This window comes from Bacteroides sp. AM54-2NS (assembly GCF_003602935.1).
GTDB classification, from domain to species: Bacteria; Bacteroidota; Bacteroidia; order Bacteroidales; family Bacteroidaceae; genus Bacteroides; species Bacteroides xylanisolvens.
In genome coordinates, this window is sequence record NZ_QTMZ01000008.1 from 151381 (window position 1) to 172944 (window position 21564).

Sequence of the window (21564 nt, forward strand, 5' to 3'; positions counted from 1 at the left end):
GTGCTTTTGTACAAAACAAGCAAAATTTTCAGCATTTTAAAGGTTTTTGCTTGCTAACAGAGAAAAATAACAAAACATGTGAGATAGCAAAATCCCTGATTACACAAACAATCGTCAGTATAATCAGGGATTCTAAAACTTTATGTAAAAAGTGTAGAGATGACGAAAAGTTTAGTACTGAATCACCTTGTCACTACTAACAGTCTTATACCAATCTGTGGTTGAGCTCTGATCGTGTGCCCAATCTGCAAATTTAGAATATGCATTCGTTATCACTGTTGTTTCTGTTGGATAAGCAAATTTATCAGGAACACAAAGAGCCCAAGTATTATTAACTGCCTTGATTACTTCGAGCACTTCATTATCTGCCAATTGCCCATTCGCCGTAGCCGAATTAAAATGAGTCAAATGGATTTCCGTTCTCTTTTGACCTATCCCCTGATAAGCAATGAAGAAGTCTAAGCCATCTGTCACACTAGGGACAGATATTGCATTCTTAAGTTTGACGTTCACTTCAAGAGTGTATATATCTGTAAGAGGGGTACTAGCATTCCCTGTATTCAACATGAGACGTTGTGCTCCTGTATATCCATATATAATGTGCGTCTCCTAAATGCGCTGTCACTGTACCATTTTCAATCGCTACCGGTTGAACCAGATAGCGTTTGTGCTCATCTATGCGTGCAACAAACACCTTATCAAGCGCTGTTGCACAATCCATCACCACATTCAAAGTCGTACTTTGATTGACAGTTCCTTCCGCTAAGAGTTTTGCTGTACTTCCCGGACTTAATGGATCGGCATCAAATATTTGTATCTTATAATCTACTCCCTGATCTCCATTAACTGACACACACGCTATCACACTTCGTGACACTGTCCAATCACCATCAAGATCGATGTTTTTTACAGGAAAAGTTTCTTCGTAAATTTGCTTCAGTTGATCTGCATCAAACAGATTTTTCTCATTATCAACACAACTGATAAAACTGATGGAAGACGCCAACAACGAGAAAGTGAATACTTTTGCAATGTTCTGTTTCATAATCTTTTAATGCTTTAGTTTGTTTTATTTGCGAAAAACATAAATCACTACTAATCAATAATCAGCAATGACGCACAAAGATAATTGTATTTATAAACATTATACAGATTACATTGCATTTTCCGATTTGCAGTTAACATCTTTTAAAACGCCTCACTCTAATTATTTATATTAGAAGACAGTTAGTTATATCGTTGAATATTAAAATTTTAATACTATTTATTCAATAGTATACAGCAAAAAAAGAGTTGCATGGAAATATGCAACTCTTCATAAAAAGACAAAGATTCAGCGCTACAAATCTCTATTTCTTTCATCTCCCCCACTGACAAGATAAAAATCAAAGACTAAAAGGGGAAAATCAATGGCAATACAAAAATCATCACGATTCCCATAATAATCTGCAATGGCAATCCTACTTTTACATAATCCATAAAGGTATATTGTCCGGCAGGCATCACCAAGGCATTAGGCGGCGTAGAGAACGGAGAAGCAAAACACATACTTGCACCTACCGTCACGGCAAACAGGAAAGGAACCGGACTGACTCCAATCTGTATGGCACTTTGCAAAGCAATCGGAGCAAGCAAAACAGCGGTAGCCGTATTACTAATAAACATCGTCATCAACGAAGTCGTAAAATAAATACCTGCCATCAATGCAATCGGTCCATATGATCCCAAACCGTTCACCAATGTATTGGAAATATATTCCGAAGCTCCCGTTTTCTCCAATGCCAGAGACATAGGGAGCATGGCAGCAATCAATACAATACTTTCCCAGTTGATCGTTTTATAAGCCGCTTCCACATTGCGGAAACATCCCGTAAGCACCATCAATATACCCGCTATCATAACGGCTGTAACCGGAGCTACCGGAATGAAATCAAAAACCATCATTGCCACCATTAACACCATAATAGCAGCTGCTACCGGAGCTTTATAATCTAACGTAACTTTAGCCGCTTCCGCCAAAGGTTGTCCCAAAACAACCCAATCAGCATCTTCCTTGCTAAGACGGGCTATATTATTCCATGTTCCTTGCACCAAAAGCACGTCACCACTATGAATACGCTCATTCCCCAAATCTTGCAATAAATATTCCTTTTTACGACGAACCCCCAATACGTTCACATTAAACTTATCACGGAAACCAGCTGCTTTAATTGTCTGGTTTATCAAATTAGAAGATGGCATCAATACTATTTCAGCAATACCGATATCATAAAAATCAAGCGAATTAGTCGTACTTTTTGTTTCTTCCGTTGCATGGTCGCCCAAGATCTCCAACAGGTAATCTTCCGCAAAGAGTTGCACCTTATCAAAGTCTCCAGTCACATACAAAATATCCTCTACTTCTAACATCGTGTCCGGTGCAGCAAACTTTTGAGTAATCGTTTTTAGAAAACGATGTTGCGATGCATCACCACGACGAACTTCCATAATATTCAAACCATATTTACGGCGAATATCCAGATCAATAATTGTCTTCCCCAAAAGCCTTGAATCTTTTATCACCTGTAAACGAAACAAATTACTGGAAAGTCCATATTCATTAACCAACTGTTTCAATGACTTGCCCGAACGTTTATTATCATCTTTCTGGCCTTTTTTAGAAAGAAACCATTTACTAAGCGGCATCAGAACCAGTGTACCGACAATTACACAGACAATGCCGACAGGCAGGAAAGAGAAGAAAGAAAGCGGCTCAAGTCCGGCGGAAGTCAACGTATTCTGTATCACAAGGTTCGGCGGAGTACCAATCAGAGTCATCATACCTCCCATACTACTTGCAAAAGCCAACGGCATCAACAGCCTGCTGGGATTCATGCCGGCACTCATCGCCAGACTAACAACAATAGGAAGCATCAATGCCACCGTACCTGTGTTACTGACAAACGCGCCAATGACAGAAGTCACCAACATCACCAATAGAAACAACCGGATCTCACTGGTTCCCGCAAGTTTAAGAATTCGGGAACTAATCATTTTTGCCAGTCCCGTCTGGAAAATAGCCCCTCCTACAACAAACAATCCGATCATCATAATGACTACCGAATTGGAAAAACCGGAGAGTGCCTCGTCAGGAGTTAATATCTGAAAAACAAGTAAGGCTATCAGCGCACATAGCGCCACAATATCCGAACGAACCTTGCCGTTCACGAAAAAGACAGCCGAAAGAACGAGAATAATAATGGTTATCAGCATACGTAATTAAATGATTATTTTATTTTGACTCTATCAAAACTAATTTAGGTGAACAAAAATAGAAAATACTCCAGCGTTATTAAAACAAATTAGAAATGATTTTAGTTCATGAGACATCATTTAATATTTTAATACATTTTACCTCTAAAAAAAGAATCAAAATTAAGCAAAATATCATACCATACAGGAAATAAAAGACACCATACGTCCCCATTTATCCATCACATTTTATTACACTGTCACAATATAAGGTTGAAAATCAAATATATTTATGTATTATCTTTTGATAATTCAGAGAACAATTCATATCTTTACAACCTTATTTATATCAAACATTTTATGGCAAACAATATTTTGTTAATTTCTTGGATTAGTGAAGCATATTGGAGTTATAATTATTTACTGGTAATTATTTTACTCCTTATCATCAGCATCTTATTATATAGAATCCGTAAATTACAAAAAACGATTAAAAAAACCAATCATTCCTACCGTTTCTCTTTTGACATTCTCGACAACCTTCCTTTTCCTATCTTCGTAAAAGACATTACAAATGATTTCGATACTATTACTGGAATAAAGAATCAGCCGCTCAATCCGGCATTAGCAGTGAAGAAGCCATCGGACATACTGACTACGAAATATACGGAGAAGAAAGAGGAGAAAAATACCGGAATATCGACAAAGAACTCGTACAAGAAGGCAAAGTATACCGCAAAGAAGAAAAATATATCACTCCCGATGGAATCACCCATGATACGATTGCTGTAAAATCAATTATTTCATGGGAAGGGGAAAAAAGATGGCTGCTCGCAACCCGATGGGAGATCACTCAACTCAAGAATTATGAAAGAGAATTGGTTGCAGCCAAAGAAGAACTGGAAAAAGCATTGAAGAAGCAGAAACTAGCTCTAAAAAGTATTGACTTCGGGCTTATCTATATTGATAAAAATTACCGGGTGCAATGGGAAGAAACAAGACAAATCGCCAGCCTGGTAAAAGGAAGACGATACATACCGGGAAAAATTTGCTATCAGACCAGTGCACTTCGTAATGAACCATGTGGACAATGTGCTTTCAAGAAAGCAATCGAACAAGGCAAAATAATCCGACATACAATCAGAGTAGACGATGTCGATTTTGAAGTGACCGCAACTCCCGTTTTTGGCGACGAAAAAGAAACTGAAATTATTGGCGGATTACTTCGTTTTGAAAACATCACTGAAAAACTAAAAATGAACAGAATGTTGCAAGAGGCAAAGGAAAAAGCCGAAGAATCCAATCGACTAAAATCTGCCTTTCTCGCTAATATGAGCCATGAAATACGAACCCCACTAAACGCAATTGTAGGATTTTCCGAAATGGTTTGTCAGACAGAGGAGGAAGAAGAGAAACAGGAGTTCGTGAAAATAATCTCCAGCAACAACATCTTATTATTGCAACTGATAGACGATATTCTGGATCTTTCCAAAATCGAAGCCGGTACTATGGAATTCACATTTGCGCAAACTGACATTAATGAACTGATGGAAGGTATTTGCAGACAAATGCAAGAAAAAAACTCTTCACCGGACGTACAAATCGTATTCACAGAGAGAGCAAATCAATGTATTATTAATACAGACCGCATACGCTTATCACAGGTTATCATCAACTTTACAAACAATGCCTTAAAGTTCACTTCCAAAGGTTCTATCGAAATGGGATACCGGATTGAAGAAGCAAGTGATGAAATATACTTTTATGTAAAAGATACAGGTATCGGAATTCCTGCTGACAAAATAGACAAGGTGTTCGAACGTTTCGTCAAACTGAATTCGTTTATTAAAGGAACAGGTCTCGGACTAGCCATCTGTCGTGTCATAGTAGAGCGGCTGGGAGGAGTTATCGGAGCGGAATCTAAAGAAGGAGAAGGTTCTTGTTTCTGGTTCAAAATTCCAAGAACAGAGAAAATTGAGAAATAGTAAGCAGAATACCGAAAAGCCTTGGATTTATAAAATCATTCTTTCTACTGCTACTGATTATGAAGTATACCCTGTAAGATGATAATACTGCCCCGCTACTTTACATTATTACCACTACTAATGAAATGTACCCCAAAAGTTTTATATCCAACTTTTAGGGTACACATTTTATTTAGCAAGAAGGATTTTTCGGAAACCTTCTTATTCTATAAACTTCATGTAAGAGTGTGCCTAAAGTGCAGTCTCTAATATTCTACGAGCAACAGCACCTGTTACATTTCCATTCTCACCATATTTAGCACCACGTTCATTGAAGCGGCGTTCGATTTCCAGAATAGTTTCCTGTCCGATGTTCTCTTCATGCAAACGTGTAGTCAGTCCCAGTGAACGGAAAAATTCTTCGGTACGGCAAATTGCTTCATCAATCCGCTCTTCTCTTGTACCGGAAGTAATTCCCCAAACTCTTTCACCATACTGCAAAAGCTTATCCCCTTTTTCTTCATGAAGCACTTGCAACGTGGCAGGAAGAACAATGGCTAACGTATGGCCATGTGTCAATCCGTGCAAAGCAGTAATTTCATGCCCGATCATGTGAGTAGCCCAGTCTTGAGACACTCCCATAGCAATAAATCCATTCAATGCCATTGTAGCCGAAAGCATAAAATCAGCCATCAGTTGATAATCATGCTGGTTTTCACGAATTTTCGGAGCAATCTCCACCAAAGTTTGTAGAATACCTTCCGCCCAACGGTCCATAACGCGACTCTGTCCGGAAGTAGTCATATATTGCTCCATCACATGAACATAGGTATCAGCCAATCCACAAGCTACCTGATGAGGTGGCAAGGTAAAAGTTACTTCCGGATCAAGAATAGAGAAGATTGGATAGTTGGCATAAAAAGGATATTTCTCTTTCGTTTCGCGACGGGAAATAACTGCTCCGTTATTCATTTCCGAACCGGTAGCAGGCAAAGTCAATACAGTGGAAAGAGGTACAGTATGAGTTACCGGGCGTCCGGCAAGTACTAAATCCCAGGCATCACCATCATACAGGATTCCTGCGGAAATCAATTTCGTACCGTCAATAACAGAACCGCCGCCAACAGCCAGCAAATAATCCACTTTCTCTTCTTTTCCCAAAGCAATCGCTTTACGGAGAGTTTCGATAGCAGGATTGGGCTCGATTCCCCAAAATTCTACCGTAAAATGGTCCTTCAATGCTTCCTTTACCTGATCGTACACTCCGTTTTTCTTCACGCTTCCGCCGCCAAAAGTAATCATAATACGTTTGTCTAACGGTATTTCTTTAGCCAGCCGGGCAATCATCCCTTTTCCCATGATTAGTTTCACGGGATTTTGAAAAATAAAATTTTCCATATCTTAGTCTATTGTTATTATTTTGGTTATTAGTCACTATCCTTGCAAAGATACATGATTTATCCGAAGCCTGTCAGAATCAAGCAAAGAATTGTTGTGCCACGGAAGGAACCATAGCCGACAACCAGGGTTTCATATCCTCTGCTACCAATAACCAATACAATAATAATATAATGAAAATGGCAATAGCGATACCTACTAAAACTTTTCTCTGTTTCATAATTGTTTTTGTTTAAATATTCAATATTTATAAGAACAGTTCTGGTTGAAAATTGTTCTATATCAGAAAAATGAAGGCAAAAGAGAAAAAAAGTCATATTTTGTTTGCTGTTTCAAACAAAGTGTCTATATTTGCCCCCATAAAATTACAAAAGACAATGAGAACAATGTTAGTAAATACATATTGGTGGTGGCGCCCGTTACAACTCCGACAGTCGTAAGGGAGCAGTGCTCGTATGTATATACCTCATTAAAGATATAACAAATTTGAAAGAGCCCTGTCGCAACCTGCGACAGGGCTCTTTTTATTTACCCGTTTCAAAACAGATTCAATAATAACATAAAAATACAGATAGGATTATGAAAAGTTTTTTAGTTGACCAGGATGGCTATTACGGAGAATTCGGCGGTGCTTACGTACCAGAAATCCTCCACAAATGTGTTGAGGAACTAACGAATAAGTACCTCGAAGTGATTGAAAGCGAAGATTTTAAGAAGGAGTTCGACCAGTTGCTACGTGACTACGTAGGACGTCCCTCCCCACTCTATCTGGCCAAACGCCTTTCTGAAAAGTACGGTTGCAAGTTGTATCTGAAACGGGAAGACCTGAATCATACAGGTGCTCACAAAATCAACAACACCATCGGACAAATCTTACTGGCACGCCGCATGGGAAAGAAGCGTATCATCGCCGAAACCGGAGCCGGACAACATGGAGTAGCAACAGCTACCGTCTGTGCATTGATGGATATGGAATGTATCGTTTATATGGGAAAGACGGACGTAGAACGCCAGCACATCAATGTAGAGAAAATGAAAATGTTGGGAGCCACCGTTATCCCCGTTACTTCCGGCAACATGACTCTGAAAGATGCAACCAACGAAGCGATCCGCGACTGGTGCTGTCATCCTGCCGACACTTATTATATCATCGGATCTACCGTAGGTCCTCATCCCTACCCTGACATGGTAGCACGTCTGCAATCTGTTATCAGCGAAGAAATCAAAAAGCAACTGCAAGAAAAAGAAGGACGCGATTATCCGGATTATCTGATAGCCTGCGTGGGAGGAGGAAGTAATGCTGCCGGAACGATTTATCATTATATCAACGACGAACGGGTAGGCATTATCCTGGCGGAAGCGGGAGGTAAAGGAATAGAAACCGGAATGACCGCCGCTACCATCCAACTCGGCAAAATGGGAATTATCCACGGAGCACGTACCTATGTCATCCAAAACGAGGACGGACAGATAGAGGAACCATACTCCATTTCCGCCGGACTAGATTATCCGGGCATTGGTCCGATACACGCTAACCTTGCCGCCCAAAGCCGTGCCAACGTATTGGCAATCAACGACGACGAAGCGATAGAAGCTGCCTACGAACTAACCAAACTCGAGGTATTATCCCTGCATTGGAATCCGCCCATGCATTAGGAGCTTTGAAAAAATTGAAGTTCAAGCCGGAAGATATCGTTGTATTGACTGTTTCGGGACGAGGAGACAAAGATATTGAAACCTATTTGTCGTTTAACGAACAGCTATAAATAATTAGTCAACCATCATTCGCAATCAATAATCAAGCAATTATAGAAATGAAAACATTTAATTATACTACCCATAGCAAACAAGTGCTCGGAGACATGCATACTCCCGTCAGCATTTATCTGAAAGTGCGCGACATGTATCCTCAATCCGCATTAATGGAAAGTTCCGATTATCATGCCGGAGAAAATTCCCTGTCATTTATAGCCCTTTGTCCCTTGGCAAGCATCGGTGTAAACGGTGGCATTGTCACTGCCAACTATCCCGATAATAGCCGTACGGAAGAACCGCTGACAAAAACATTCAATGTAGAAAAGGCCATAAACCGGTTTATCAATCAGTTCCAGGTGACCGGAGATAATAAGAATGTATGCGGGCTTTACGGATACACGACGTTTAATGCCGTGAAGTACTTCGAGCATATCCCGGTGAAAGAAAGTCATGATGAGCAAAACGATGCTCCGGATTTACTATACATATTATATAAGTATGTCATTGTTTTCAATCATTTCAAAAATGAGCTGACATTAGTTGAAATGTTGTCCGAAGGAGAAGAAAGCGGTTTGCCGGAACTGGAAGCAGCCATCGAAAACCGGAATTATGCTTCCTATAATTTCTCTGTAACAGGCCCCGTAACCAGCCCCATCACCGACGAAGAACACAAAGCAAATGTGCGCAAAGGAATCGCACACTGTATGCGCGGAGATGTTTTCCAAATCGTGCTTTCCAGAAGATTTATCCAACCATACGCTGGGGATGATTTCAAAGTTTATCGCGCACTCCGCAGCATCAATCCTTCTCCTTATCTTTTCTATTTCGACTTCGGAGGATATCGTATCTTTGGTTCTTCACCGGAAACACATTGCAAAATCGAAAACGGCCGCGCTACATTGATCCGATTGCCGGAACCACCCGTCGCACGGGAGACACAGTAAAAGACCGCGAATTGACAGAGGCTTTACTGGCCGACCCTAAAGAAAATGCAGAGCATGTCATGCTGGTTGATCTTGCTAGAAACGATCTTTCACGTAATTGCCATGACGTACGCGTGGTATTCTATAAGGAACCGCAATATTATAGCCATGTTATTCATTTGGTAAGCCGTGTCAGCGGTATGCTGAATGAAGGCGCAGACAAAATAAAAACGTTTATTGACACGTTCCCGGCCGGTACGTTAAGCGGCGCCCCCAAAGTACGCGCTATGCAGTTAATCAGTGAAATCGAGCCACATAATCGTGGAGCCTACGGTGGTTGTATCGGTTTTATCGGATTGAATGGCGAATTAAACCAAGCAATCACCATCCGTACTTTTGTAAGCCGCAACAACGAACTCTGGTTCCAGGCCGGAGGAGGTATCGTAGCACGCAGCCAAGATGAATACGAACTGCAAGAGGTGAACAATAAACTGGGAGCACTGAAAAAAGCAATTGATTTAGCTGTCAAACTAAAAAATTAACCGTCCCAAATAGTCAGCCTAAAAAATAATTGCTGTTGCCTGAAAAAAGATTCCCGTTGCCTAAACGCTTCTATTTCTTTAGGCAGAAAAGCAGAGATAGTATTTGAACAACCATTTTACAATGACAATAAAAATGAAAATATTACTTTTAGATAACTACGACTCTTTCACTTATAACCTGCTGCATGTAGTGAAAGAATTAGGGGCTACAGATATAGAAGTAGTCCGCAACGACCAGATAGAGCTTGATGAAGTAGATCGTTTTGATAAAATCATCCTGTCTCCCGGACCGGGCATACCCGAAGAAGCCGGCTTGTTACTACCTATTATTAAGAGATATGCTCCGACCAAAAGCATTCTGGGGGTCTGCCTGGGTCATCAGGCTATCGGCGAAGCCTTCGGAGCACGTCTGGAAAACCTCAAAGAAGTATATCATGGCGTACAAACTCCGGTAAGTATCATTCGTCAGGACCTGCTTTTTGAAGGATTAGGAAAAGAAATCCCTGTCGGAAGATATCATTCCTGGGTAGTCAGCCGGGAAGGTTTTCCGGACTGTCTGGAAATAACAGCAGAAAGCCAGGAGGGACAAATCATGGCAATCCGCCATAAAACGTATAATGTACATGGTATTCAGTTCCATCCCGAATCAGTATTAACTCCGCAAGGAAAAGAAATTATCAAAAACTTCTTAAACGATTAAACTTATGAAACAGATTCTATACAAACTTTTCGAACATCAATATTTGGGACGCGATGAAGCGCGCACCATTCTACAGAACATCGCGCAAGGGAAATATAACGATGTGCAAGTGGCCTCACTCATCACCGTCTTTCTGATGCGTAATATTTCCGTAGAGGAATTATGCGGTTTCCGTGACGCACTGTTGGAAATGCGTATTCCGGTCGATTTGAGTGATTTCGCTCCGATTGATATCGTAGGAACCGGAGGTGACGGAAAAAACACATTCAATATTTCTACAGCTTCCTGCTTCACAGTTGCCGGAGCCGGCTTTCCGGTTGTGAAACATGGTAACTATGGAGCAACGTCGGTCAGTGGTGCCAGTAATGTAATGGAGCAACACGGTGTAAAATTCACCAGTGATGTAGACCAACTGCGTCGCAGCATGGAAAAATGTAATCTTGCTTATCTGCATGCCCCTTTATTCAATCCGGCATTAAAAGCAGTAGCTCCGGTTCGTAGAGGATTGGCAGTGCGCACTTTCTTCAATATGCTCGGTCCATTGGTAAATCCGGTATTACCTGCCTACCAATTGTTAGGAGTTTACAATCTACCGTTACTTCGCCTTTACACCTATACTTATCAGGAAAGCAAGACGAAATTTGCCGTTGTTCATAGCCTTGACGGATATGATGAAATTTCTCTGACCAATGAGTTTAAAGTGGCAACCAGCGATCATGAAAAGATTTACACTCCCGAAAGCCTCGGCTTCTCCCGTTATAAGGATATTGATCTGGATGGCGGACAAACACCGGAAGATGCAGCTAAGATTTTCGATCATATCATGAATAATACAGCTACGGAAGCTCAAAAAAATGTAGTGATAGTCAACTCCGCTTTCGCTATCCATGTGATTCGTCCGGAAAAGACAATTGAAGAATGTATTGCTCTTGCCAAAGAATCATTGGAAAGCGGACGTGCATTAGCAACACTAAAAAAATTCATTGAATTGAATAGTTAATTTGATTTACGATTAGCAAGTCTGATTATAAATATAAAAACAAACGAACTGATGAAAGATATATTATCCGAGATTATAGCAAACAAACGATTTGAAGTTGACCTGCAAAAGCAGGCTATTTCTATCGAACAATTACAGGAAGGTATCAGCGAATCTCCGACTCTCCGCTCTATGAAGCAGGCATTAGCCTCTTCCGCATCAGGTATTATCGCCGAGTTCAAGCGGCGCTCTCCTTCCAAAGGATGGATACAAGAAGAAGCGTGTCCGGAAGAGATCGTTCCCTCCTATGCAGCGGCAGGTGCCTCCGCCCTTTCCATCCTTACTGATGAGAAGTTTTTCGGAGGAAGCCTGAAAGATATCCGCGCCGCACGCCCTTTGGTGGAAATTCCCATTCTTAGAAAAGACTTCATCATTGATGAATACCAGCTTTACCAAGCTAAAATTGTTGGTGCAGATGCCGTACTTCTCATCGCAGCCGCACTAGAACTGGAAAAGTGCAATGAACTGGCAGAGAAAGCCCATGAATTAGGACTGGAGGTCTTATTAGAGATTCATAGTTCCGAAGAACTGGCGTACATTAACAAAGGAATAGATATGGTAGGTATCAACAACCGTAATCTGGGTACTTTCTTCACCGATGTAGAAAACTCTTTCCGCCTGGTCGGACAACTTCCTCAAGATGCGGTACTGGTATCTGAAAGCGGCATCTCCGATCCGGAAATAGTTAAACGCCTCCGGGCAGCCGGATTCCGGGGATTCCTGATCGGCGAAACATTTATGAAAACACAGCGACCGGGAGAAACTTTACAGAATTTCCTGCAAGCCATTCAATAAACTAATTATTCAAAACGGACAGCCCTATGATTAACGGAAAAATTATCAAAGTATGCGGTATGCGAGAAGCTGAAAACATACAGGACGTAGAGGCTATCGAAGGCATAGATATGCTGGGATTCATCTTTTATCCTAAATCTCCCCGATGTGTCTACGAGCTTCCGGCTTACCTGCCCACTCATGCCCGGCGTGTCGGCGTCTTTGTCAATGAAGATAAGCAAGTGGTCAGCATGTATGCTGATCGTTTCGGACTGAATGATGTGCAACTCCACGGAAATGAATCGCCGGAATACTGCCGGTCCTTACATTCTACCGGATTGAAAATCATCAAGGCCTTTTCCGTAGACCGCCCCAAAGACTTGAAAAAGGTGTATGACTACGAAAAAGTCTGTGATCTTTTTCTGTTCGATACCAAATGCGAGCAATATGGTGGTTCGGGAAATCAATTTGATTGGAGCATATTACACACATATAACGGAGATGTACCTTTCCTTTTGAGCGGAGGTATCAACTCATACAGTGCCAATGCCCTGAAAGAATTCAAGCATCCCCGGCTTGCCGGATATGATCTCAACAGCCGTTTTGAAACCAAACCGGGAGAAAAAGATCCGGAGCGTATCCGGACATTTTTAAACGAATTAAAATCATCACTTTAAAATTCCAACGTCATGAATAGAATTAATCAACTTTTCAATAGCAACAAGAAAGACATACTTTCTATTTATTTTTGTGCCGGCACCCCCACTTTAGATGGTACTGCCAATGTAATCCGCACACTCGAAAAACATGGAGTAAGCATGATTGAAATCGGTATTCCTTTCAGTGATCCGATGGCAGACGGCATTGTTATCCAGAATGCCGCTACCCAAGCATTGCGCAACGGCATGTCTTTAAAACTTCTTTTTGAACAATTGCGGGATATTCGCAAGGACGTAAAAATACCACTTGTATTCATGGGGTACTTAAATCCAATCATGCAATTCGGATTTGAAAACTTCTGCCGTAAATGCGTGGAATGCGGTATTGATGGCGTCATCATCCCCGATCTCCCTTTCCGTGATTATCAAGAACATTATCGTATCATTGCCGAGCGCTACAACATTAAAGTGATTATGCTCATCACACCGGAGACCAGCGAAGAACGGGTACGCGAAATAGATACACATACCGACGGATTCATTTACATGGTTTCATCAGCAGCAACTACCGGAGCACAACAGAATTTCAACGAACAAAAACAGGCATACTTCAAGAAAATAAAAGATATGCATCTGAACAATCCGTTGATGATAGGATTTGGCATCTCCAATAAAGCAACGTTCCAGGCAGCTTGCGAACACGCTTCCGGAGCTATCATCGGCAGTAAGTTCGTTACTCTGCTCGAAGAAGAAAAAGACCCGGAAAAAGCCATCCTTAAATTAAAAGAAGCGGTGAAATGATTTATGATTTATAATTTATGAATTATGATTTATGCGAATCAGCAGTTGAATCCAGGTCATTGGTAATTCTAATAAATTAATCAAGTGTGAGGGACGTGAGGGAGGTTCACATGAATGATAAATCTACAAAATCATTCGAAAACTCATAAATCATAATTCATAAATCATAAATCACTATTTTTTCCTATCTTTGCCAGCGTTTTAACAGTAATTCAACAATTATGAGAGCAGAAACCCCTTCCGTTTTGTTAATTTACACGGGTGGAACTATCGGAATGATAGAGAATCCGGAAACAGGTGCCTTAGAAAACTTCAACTTCGATCATTTGCTTAAGCATGTACCCGAACTAAAAAGATTCAACTACCGCATCTCTTCCTACCAATTTGATCCCCCTCTCGACTCTTCGGATATGGAACCTGCTTACTGGGCAAAGCTAGTAAAGATTATCAATTACAATTATGATTATTTTGATGGTTTTGTCATCCTTCACGGAACAGATACGATGGCTTACACAGCCTCTGCATTAAGCTTTATGCTCGAAAACCTAAGCAAGCCCGTCATTCTCACCGGTTCCCAGCTACCAATCGGAACTTTGCGCACAGACGGAAAAGAAAATCTCATCACAGCCATTGAAATCGCAGCTGCCAAAAACCCGGATGGTACGGCCATCGTTCCTGAAGTTTGTATTTTCTTTGAAAATCATTTGATGCGTGGCAACCGTACCACCAAAATTAATGCGGAGAATTTTAACGCTTTCCGCTCTTTCAATTATCCACCTTGGCACGGGTAGGTATCCACATCAAATATGAACCCCATCTTATCCGGAAACCAGATCCGACAAAACCATTAAAGCCGCATTATCTATTTGACACCAATGTAGTTATTTTGACTCTCTTCCCTGGTATTCAGGAGAGTATCGTAACTTCTCTGCTTCATGTTCCCGGATTGAAGGCAGTTGTCATGAAAACCTTCGGTTCGGGAAATGCCCCGCAAAAGGAATGGTTCATCCGTCAGCTAAAAGAGGCTACCGATCGTGGAATTATCATTGTCAACATCACACAATGTGCCTCCGGAGCAGTAGAGATGGGACGTTATGAAACAGGAATGCACCTTTTGGAAGCAGGTGTAATCAGCGGATATGACAGTACTCCCGAATGTGCCATAACAAAACTCATGTTTTTATTGGGACATGGATTACCCAACAAGGATATCCGATATAAAATGAACTCCTGCTTAATAGGAGAAATTACTAAGTCTTAAATTAAATACACTTAATATAATCCTTTGATTTTCATTTTAAGCAGAGCAGTCTTATAAAAGTGAAAATCAAGGGATTTCTCTTCACCATCATCGAGACTTCATCAAACCTAAACGAGCCAAAGAAGAACCAAAACAGAAGTATAGTTGTTTTCACTCTATAAAATAACAGAAAAAACATTTCCAATAAAAGATATGCAGTTATTTTTGTGATGGATTTGGTTACAAACAATCAAGCAATAATACATTATGATGAAAAAAACAGTTCAATTTGTGCCCATTATTGCAATAGCAATGGCAGGTACTATGTTTAGTTGTGTGGACTCCGGAAAGGATCTCTATGATCCGTCTTATGAAACACCTAACCCGATGGGAGATGGCTTTGCTGCTCCCGATGATATCAATTGGAACATGATAACCACTAAAAATGTTTCAGTCGAAGTGAAAGATGAAGAAGGAGGGCAATTTGCTTATTTAATTGAAATATATGCAGAAGATCCTTTGACTAACGAAAATGCTTCCGTACTCGCTACAAGGACAGCTAACAAAGAAAACAACTTTAAATTTACAGCTGCTGTCAGCCTGCTTCCCACTCAAAAGGGTATTTACGTGAAACAAACCGACCCAAGAGGACGTGAACAGGTATATCAGTTCGATGTGCCGGAAAACAGCGATAATATTACCTGTAAGCTCTATTATGCAGAATCTGCAGCACAAAATAGAGCATTAATGAGTCGTGGTGCCGCTACAAGAAGCCTCGCATTTGAAAAACCGGATTATTCTTCCATACCAGCTGACGCTAAGGAAGTTACAGAAATGACAGGAACTACTTTACTGCGTAATGCTAATTACAAAATCACCTCTGACTATAATGGTATATTCAAATTTGACGGATATGACGGTGATATTGCAACCAGAGTTTATGTAGATGCCCAATGGACTATTCCTGCAACTTTCCAATTCCAGAACGGAATTGAAATCATTGTGATGAACAATGCAAAGATTAATGCATCAGGAACCATGACATTCATCAGAAACTCCATGCTGACTATCATGGAAAAAGGAGAAGTAAACGCAGACGATGTATCATTCACTAATGGAGCGCCTGCTGCATTAAGAAACTGGGGGACACTGGCGGTAACAAATACCATGATTCTGCATTCCGGTGCAACACTCTACAACGAAGGAACCATAACAAGCAGAGACATCTCAATCAATTCTAACACAAAAATTGTGAATGATAATAAAATTGAGCTTGAAGGTACATTAAATCTGCCATCTAATTTCTCACTAGAAAATAACGGAGAGATTTATGGTAAGGAATTAATTGCAAATTCTGATGCTGTTGCTACCAATAACAACATCATGAGATTTACAACTATAAGCCTCACCAATACAACATTCAACAATGCTTGCAGCCTGGAAGCCACAACTTCTTTCTATGCAAACGGAGCAACATTCAACTTTACCCAAGGATATTTAAAAGCTCCTACGATGGAGTTTGTTAATGGGACAGTCAACTTGAGCAATGGTTCTATGCTGGATGCAACTACAAGTATTTACATGAATACAGCTCATGCTAAATTTTACGGAAAGGGCGAAAATACTTCTATGATAAAATCTCCGGTTATAACCGGACAAGGTTTTACGTATGACGGAAACTTAGTTATTGAATGTGATAATCATGTTGAAAAGAGCCCATATTGGAACAACTTCTATGTACAAAATGGCGCATACTTCACTAAAATGGGAGAATCCAAAGTCGTGATAGATGTCTGCACGGGTACTAAGAATAATGGAAATGAAGGAGAAGAACCAGAAGATCCTAAATTCCCGATCATCATGGATGACACTCGTAATTACGCTTATCTATTTGAAGACCAGTGGCCTTTATATGGAGATTACGATATGAACGACCTTGTTTTGATTATCAAAGAAAGAAAGATTTCCATCAACAAGGATAATAAGGCAGAAGAGTTCACGCTAAGTCTTGATTTATCGGCTGCCGGAGCTACGAAGAGCATCGGAGCTGCTATCATGCTGGACGGTGTTCCTGCCAGTGCTATCACACAACCGGTGGTGTTCAGTGATAACTCTCTTGCTAAAAACTTTAATGTGAATAGTAATAAGATTGAGAACGGCCAGGACTATGCTGTTATCCCATTATTTGACGATGCTCACAACGCATTGGGAAGAGACCGTTACGAACAGATTAATACCATTAAAGATCATTCTGCCAATACGAATCCTAAAAATATCAGTTTCACTATCAAGTTCAGTAACCCAATTTCTGTGGATGAGCTTAATATCAACAAACTGAATGTGTTCATCTTCGTAGAAGGAAACAGAAACCAGCGTAAAGAGATCCATATCGTCGGTTACCAACCCACTAAGTTAGCAAATACCGACTTGTTCGGAGGCAACAACGACGATAGCTCTACTTCTCGCAAAAGATATTACATCAGTAAAGATAACCTGGCATGGGGAATCATGGTTCCGACAGACTTCAAATGGCCTTTGGAATATGTGAATATCAAATCTGCTTACTCGCTGTTCGAAAGTTGGGTAACAAGTGGCGGTACTAAGAATGAAGAATGGTGGAAAACTTTTGATTCATCAAGAGTCTATAAATAAGCCAAACAGTCAATCATCAACACGGATTTCATGAAAGTTGAAATCCGTGTTTTTTCATCAAGATACTGTTAGTCGCAATTAATAGAAAAAAAACATATATCACGAATTTTACTCTCCAGAATGGAGATTATTCTAAAATAATATCTATATTTGCAGTGTATCACAAATATAATGTGGCAACAATCTCAATCAATAAATCAAATAACAAAGCAAGCGATAGAAAGGTCTATTCGTATGAAGAAAAAAATATTACTAGTCGACGATAAATCGACAATCGGAAAAGTGGCCGGTGTGTATCTAGGAAAAGAGTATGATTTTACCTATTTGGAAGATCCCATCAAAGCAATAGAATGGCTTAATGAAGGCAATGTACCTGACCTCATTATTTCAGACATTCGTATGCCTCTTATGATGGGTGATGAATTTTTAAGATACATGAAGAACAATGAATTATTCAAGTCAATTCCTATCGTTATGTTATCCAGCGAAGAAAGTACAACGGAAAGAATCAGACTACTGGAAGAGGGAGCAGAAGACTATATCCTGAAACCATTCAACCCATTGGAACTCAAAATCCGAATCAAAAAGATTATTGACTAATACCGGGTCTTCTACACATGCAATATTTTGTTTATATAGGCAGAGATAGCAAAACAATAGAACTACTCTCCCGACTAAGTATTGGGGTATTCTATGCTGCGTCCAATTGTAGCAAAGCTGTCAAAGTATTGGAGAAAATACGCGAAAAATATGACGCAGCCCTATTTTTCGAACAGGTGAACTTATCCCAAGATATTGCAGATATCCAATACATGCGCAAAAAATATCCGGGACTTTATATGATACTCGTCATCGATTCCTTGTCTAAGGAAGAAGCATCCGAATATCTTAAAGCCGGCATTAACAATACAATCAAATATGAAACGAGCCAAGAGGCTTTAAAGGACTTATCGACTTTCCTTAAACGAAGAAAAGATCAGAAAATAAAGGCACTTCAGCTTAAAACACAAAATATTAATGCTTTCCGGTTGCCTTTATGGAAACGAACTTTTGATATATTCTTTTCGGGAATGGCGATATTATGCCTTTCTCCTCTCCTAATATTTACTGCATTAGCTATCCGGTTAGAAAGCAAGGGTCCCATTATCTACAAATCCAAGCGAGTAGGAAGTAACTATCAGATATTCGACTTCCTTAAATTCCGTTCGATGTACACTGATGCCGACAAGCATTTAAAGGATTTCAATGCTCTTAACCAGTATCAACAGGAAGATGAGGATATTTGGGGGGAAGAACTGGAACCGGATATTAATGAAGAAGCCGACGAAGAAGAAATCCTCCTGATATCGGACGATTTCGTAATCTCCGAAGAAGACTACATCAACAAGAAGTCCAAAGAAAAAAGCAATGCTTTCGTTAAATTGGAAAATGACCCGCGAATAACAAAGATAGGACGTATTATCCGTAAATATAGTATTGACGAATTACCCCAGCTTATTAATATTTTAAAGGGGGATATGTCAATAGTAGGCAACCGTCCTCTCCCACTCTACGAAGCCGAATTGCTGACAAGCGATGAGCACATCGACCGTTTCATGGGTCCGGCCGGATTGACCGGTTTATGGCAGGTAGAGAAAAGAGGCGAAGCCGGTAAACTTTCTGCCGAAGAACGCAAGCAGTTGGATATCACCTATGCAAAGACATTCTCTTTCTGGCTGGATATAAAGATTATTCTGAAAACAGTTACTGCATTCATTCAAAAAGAGAACGTATAATCTCCTTTCAGATGATAGACTCTTATATCTACATAATAGATGATCTGATATTCTTTTGTACAGGGCTTTTGCTGCTATACCTCTTTGTGATGGCCGTAGCTTCACATTTCAAACATATCACTTATCCTAAAGCTCAAAAAACATATCGTTGCGCTATTCTCGTTCCGGAAGGAAGCCTTCTTCCGGAAATATATAAAGAAGAATCATACGAGTTTATCACATACAGCGATCTGCATCAGGCAATCAACAGTTTAGACCAGGAGCATTACGATCTGGTTCTCTTTCTGTCCCATACAGCCTCTGCTTTATCTCCGCAATTTCTGGACAAAATATACAATGCATACGATGCCGGTATACAAGCCATCCAGCTACATACGGTAATAGAAAACCGCAAAGGTTCCGTAATCGCTTCCGTGCTATACGTGAAGAAATAAAAAACAGCCTTTGCAGAGCCGGTAATACACAATTCGGACTATCATCCTATTTGCTTGGAACCAACATGGTAATCGATCTGAAATGGCTGCAAAAGAACATGAAAAGTTCCAAAACCAATATTGAGCGAAAGTTATTCCGGCAGAATATATACATTGATTACCTGCCGGACGTAATTGTATACTGCCAATCCGCTCCGGTCTGCCCTTATCGGAAACGTATCCGGAAAACGACTTCCTACTTGCTCCCTTCCATATTTGAGGGAAACTGGAGTTTCTGCAACCGGATCGTACAACAATTGACACCTTCTCCACTTAAATTATGTATCATCGTAAGCGTTTGGGCTTCGTTGATAACCGTATACAATTGGACCTTATCATTCGGATGGTGGATCGCACTCTTCGGTCTATTAATCACTTACAGCCTGGCAATCCCTGATTATCTGGTAGAAGACAAAAAGAAGAAAAAACATTCAATATGGAGAAAAAAACACTTAAACAACGAATTAAAGAAAACCCCGGCTTGAAACAGGCTGTGCATCGTTTCATCATGCATCCCGTTAAAACTCGCCCCAACTGGTGGATACGGCTCTTCGATTTCATATACCTGAAACGTGGAAAGGGTTCTGTCATCTACCGGAGTGTCCGCAAAGACCTCCCTCCTTTCAACCGGTTCTTCTTGGGAAAATATTCTGTTGTCGAAGATTTCTCCTGTCTGAACAATGCAGTTGGCGACTTAACAATCGGAGATTATACACGCATCGGATTAAGAAATACAATCATAGGTCCGGTTCATATCGGTAACCACGTCAATCTGGCACAGAATGTAACAGTCACAGGACTCAACCACAATTATCAGGATGCGGAAAAGATGATTGATGAACAAGGAGTCAGCACACTGCCTGTTGTCATTGAGGATGATGTATGGGTAGGCGCCAATTCGGTCATTCTACCGGGAGTAACTTTAGGAAGACATTGCGTAGTGGCTGCCGGAAGCGTAGTCAGTCATTCCGTTCCACCTTATTCAATATGCGCCGGATGCCCTGCCAGAATCATAAAAGCATACGATTTCGAGACTAAAGAGTGGAAGAAAGTAGAGAAAGCGCCTGCCACTAACCATAAATAGTGAGAACTACTACATAATATACCTCATAAAGGTGATTGTGACTCATACTGAAACGCACTATCTTTGCAGTATCAGAATTGAATTAATTAGTCATAATTTTATTACGTAGCCACATTTAAGTAAAAATGAAATAGAGTCCTGCCGAAGCGATTTCGTCAGGATCTTGTTTTTATTCTCCTCCTTAACTATAAGACCAAATGAAAATATTCGTCGATAGATTCATTCCCGTACTGATTTCACCACAGAGGACACGGAGGACACAGAGGTTTACTATTTTTTATTCACTATAGAGTAACACAGAGTCTCACGTATTTAGAATCGTATTTATCGCTCTGTTTTACTTACGGAAAGAGAGAGAAACCTCTGTGTCCTCGGCTCAGTTGTAATTCTTGGGGGATTAAGTTTAGTCAATTCCCTTCATGCATATACCTTTGCTAGCCTAAAAAGGAAGAAGCTCATATCCACTACTCCTCTAAATGATGCCCTAAATGCTTTGATTTTAGCATTAAATGCTTCCGCTGCTGCATTTGTACTCCTGTTCACAAAGAAGTTCA

General features: G+C 40.4%; 12 protein-coding genes and 7 pseudogenes. 14 read left to right on the forward strand and 5 right to left on the reverse strand.

The window, feature by feature from the left end; genetic code table 11:
• Positions 1-171: 171 nt before the first annotated feature.
• Together DXA05_RS28320 and DXA05_RS07805 are read right to left on the reverse strand one after the other, a co-directional pair.
• A pseudogene (locus tag DXA05_RS28320) lies at positions 172-1045 on the reverse strand (LruC domain-containing protein).
• A 347-nt stretch (positions 1046-1392) separates the two neighbouring features.
• The gene (locus DXA05_RS07805; RefSeq protein ID WP_049702569.1) at positions 1393-3252 is read right to left on the reverse strand and encodes an SLC13 family permease; all 1860 of its coding nucleotides are present in this window, start codon (positions 3250-3252) and stop codon (positions 1393-1395) included.
• Between the two features lie 339 nt (positions 3253-3591).
• Here DXA05_RS07805 and DXA05_RS07810 point away from each other — a divergent pair.
• A pseudogene (locus DXA05_RS07810) lies at positions 3592-5216 on the forward strand (ATP-binding protein).
• Positions 5217-5447: 231 nt separating this feature from the next.
• Here the strand turns inward: DXA05_RS07810 and DXA05_RS07815 are convergent.
• Both DXA05_RS07815 and DXA05_RS26450 read right to left on the reverse strand, forming a co-directional pair.
• Positions 5448-6593, reverse strand: coding sequence for an iron-containing alcohol dehydrogenase (locus DXA05_RS07815; protein ID WP_009040493.1), 1146 nt, complete (start codon positions 6591-6593; stop codon positions 5448-5450).
• A 79-nt stretch (positions 6594-6672) separates the two neighbouring features.
• On the reverse strand, positions 6673-6813 hold the full coding sequence (locus tag DXA05_RS26450) for a hypothetical protein (protein WP_004300101.1): 141 nt from the start codon (positions 6811-6813) through the stop codon (positions 6673-6675).
• Positions 6814-7172: 359 nt separating this feature from the next.
• Between DXA05_RS26450 and trpB the strand changes: the two are divergent.
• From trpB to DXA05_RS07885, 13 genes and pseudogenes are all read left to right on the forward strand, one after another.
• Positions 7173-8359: pseudogene (gene trpB, locus DXA05_RS07825) on the forward strand (tryptophan synthase subunit beta).
• A gap of 135 nt (positions 8360-8494) precedes the next feature.
• A pseudogene (locus DXA05_RS07830) lies at positions 8495-9813 on the forward strand (anthranilate synthase component I family protein).
• Between the two features lie 133 nt (positions 9814-9946).
• Positions 9947-10513: an aminodeoxychorismate/anthranilate synthase component II gene (locus DXA05_RS07835; protein WP_008770619.1), complete on the forward strand. Its 567-nt coding sequence runs from the start codon at positions 9947-9949 to the stop codon at positions 10511-10513.
• 4 nt (positions 10514-10517) lie between these two features.
• Positions 10518-11513, forward strand: a complete 996-nt coding sequence (gene trpD, locus DXA05_RS07840; RefSeq protein WP_008022877.1) for an anthranilate phosphoribosyltransferase — start codon at positions 10518-10520, stop codon at positions 11511-11513.
• Between the two features lie 51 nt (positions 11514-11564).
• The gene (gene trpC, locus DXA05_RS07845) at positions 11565-12347 is read left to right on the forward strand and encodes an indole-3-glycerol phosphate synthase TrpC (protein ID WP_120071079.1); all 783 of its coding nucleotides are present in this window, start codon (positions 11565-11567) and stop codon (positions 12345-12347) included.
• A gap of 26 nt (positions 12348-12373) precedes the next feature.
• Complete coding sequence (locus DXA05_RS07850) at positions 12374-13003, forward strand: phosphoribosylanthranilate isomerase (RefSeq protein WP_008640637.1); 630 nt, start codon at positions 12374-12376, stop codon at positions 13001-13003.
• A gap of 12 nt (positions 13004-13015) precedes the next feature.
• Positions 13016-13786 carry a tryptophan synthase subunit alpha gene (gene trpA / locus DXA05_RS07855; RefSeq protein WP_004316614.1) on the forward strand — a complete coding sequence of 257 codons (771 nt, stop codon included), beginning with the start codon at positions 13016-13018 and terminating at the stop codon, positions 13784-13786.
• Positions 13787-14007: 221 nt separating this feature from the next.
• Positions 14008-15047 (forward strand): annotated as a pseudogene (locus tag DXA05_RS07860) (asparaginase).
• Positions 15048-15293: 246 nt separating this feature from the next.
• Positions 15294-17678, forward strand: coding sequence for an LruC domain-containing protein (locus DXA05_RS07865; RefSeq protein WP_120071076.1), 2385 nt, complete (start codon positions 15294-15296; stop codon positions 17676-17678).
• A gap of 234 nt (positions 17679-17912) precedes the next feature.
• Positions 17913-18278 carry a response regulator gene (locus tag DXA05_RS07870; RefSeq protein ID WP_004300114.1) on the forward strand — a complete coding sequence of 122 codons (366 nt, stop codon included), beginning with the start codon at positions 17913-17915 and terminating at the stop codon, positions 18276-18278.
• Positions 18279-18295: 17 nt separating this feature from the next.
• Complete coding sequence (locus DXA05_RS07875; protein ID WP_008022882.1) at positions 18296-19453, forward strand: sugar transferase; 1158 nt, start codon at positions 18296-18298, stop codon at positions 19451-19453.
• Positions 19454-19464: 11 nt separating this feature from the next.
• Positions 19465-20411 (forward strand): annotated as a pseudogene (locus tag DXA05_RS07880) (glycosyltransferase family 2 protein).
• Positions 20363-21010, forward strand: coding sequence for an acyltransferase (locus tag DXA05_RS07885; protein WP_117684304.1), 648 nt, complete (start codon positions 20363-20365; stop codon positions 21008-21010). The pseudogene DXA05_RS07880 and the gene DXA05_RS07885 overlap by 49 nt, the downstream one beginning before the upstream one ends.
• Before the next feature lie 417 nt (positions 21011-21427).
• Here the strand turns inward: DXA05_RS07885 and DXA05_RS07890 are convergent.
• Positions 21428-21564, reverse strand: a pseudogene (locus DXA05_RS07890) (transposase); the annotation flags it as partial.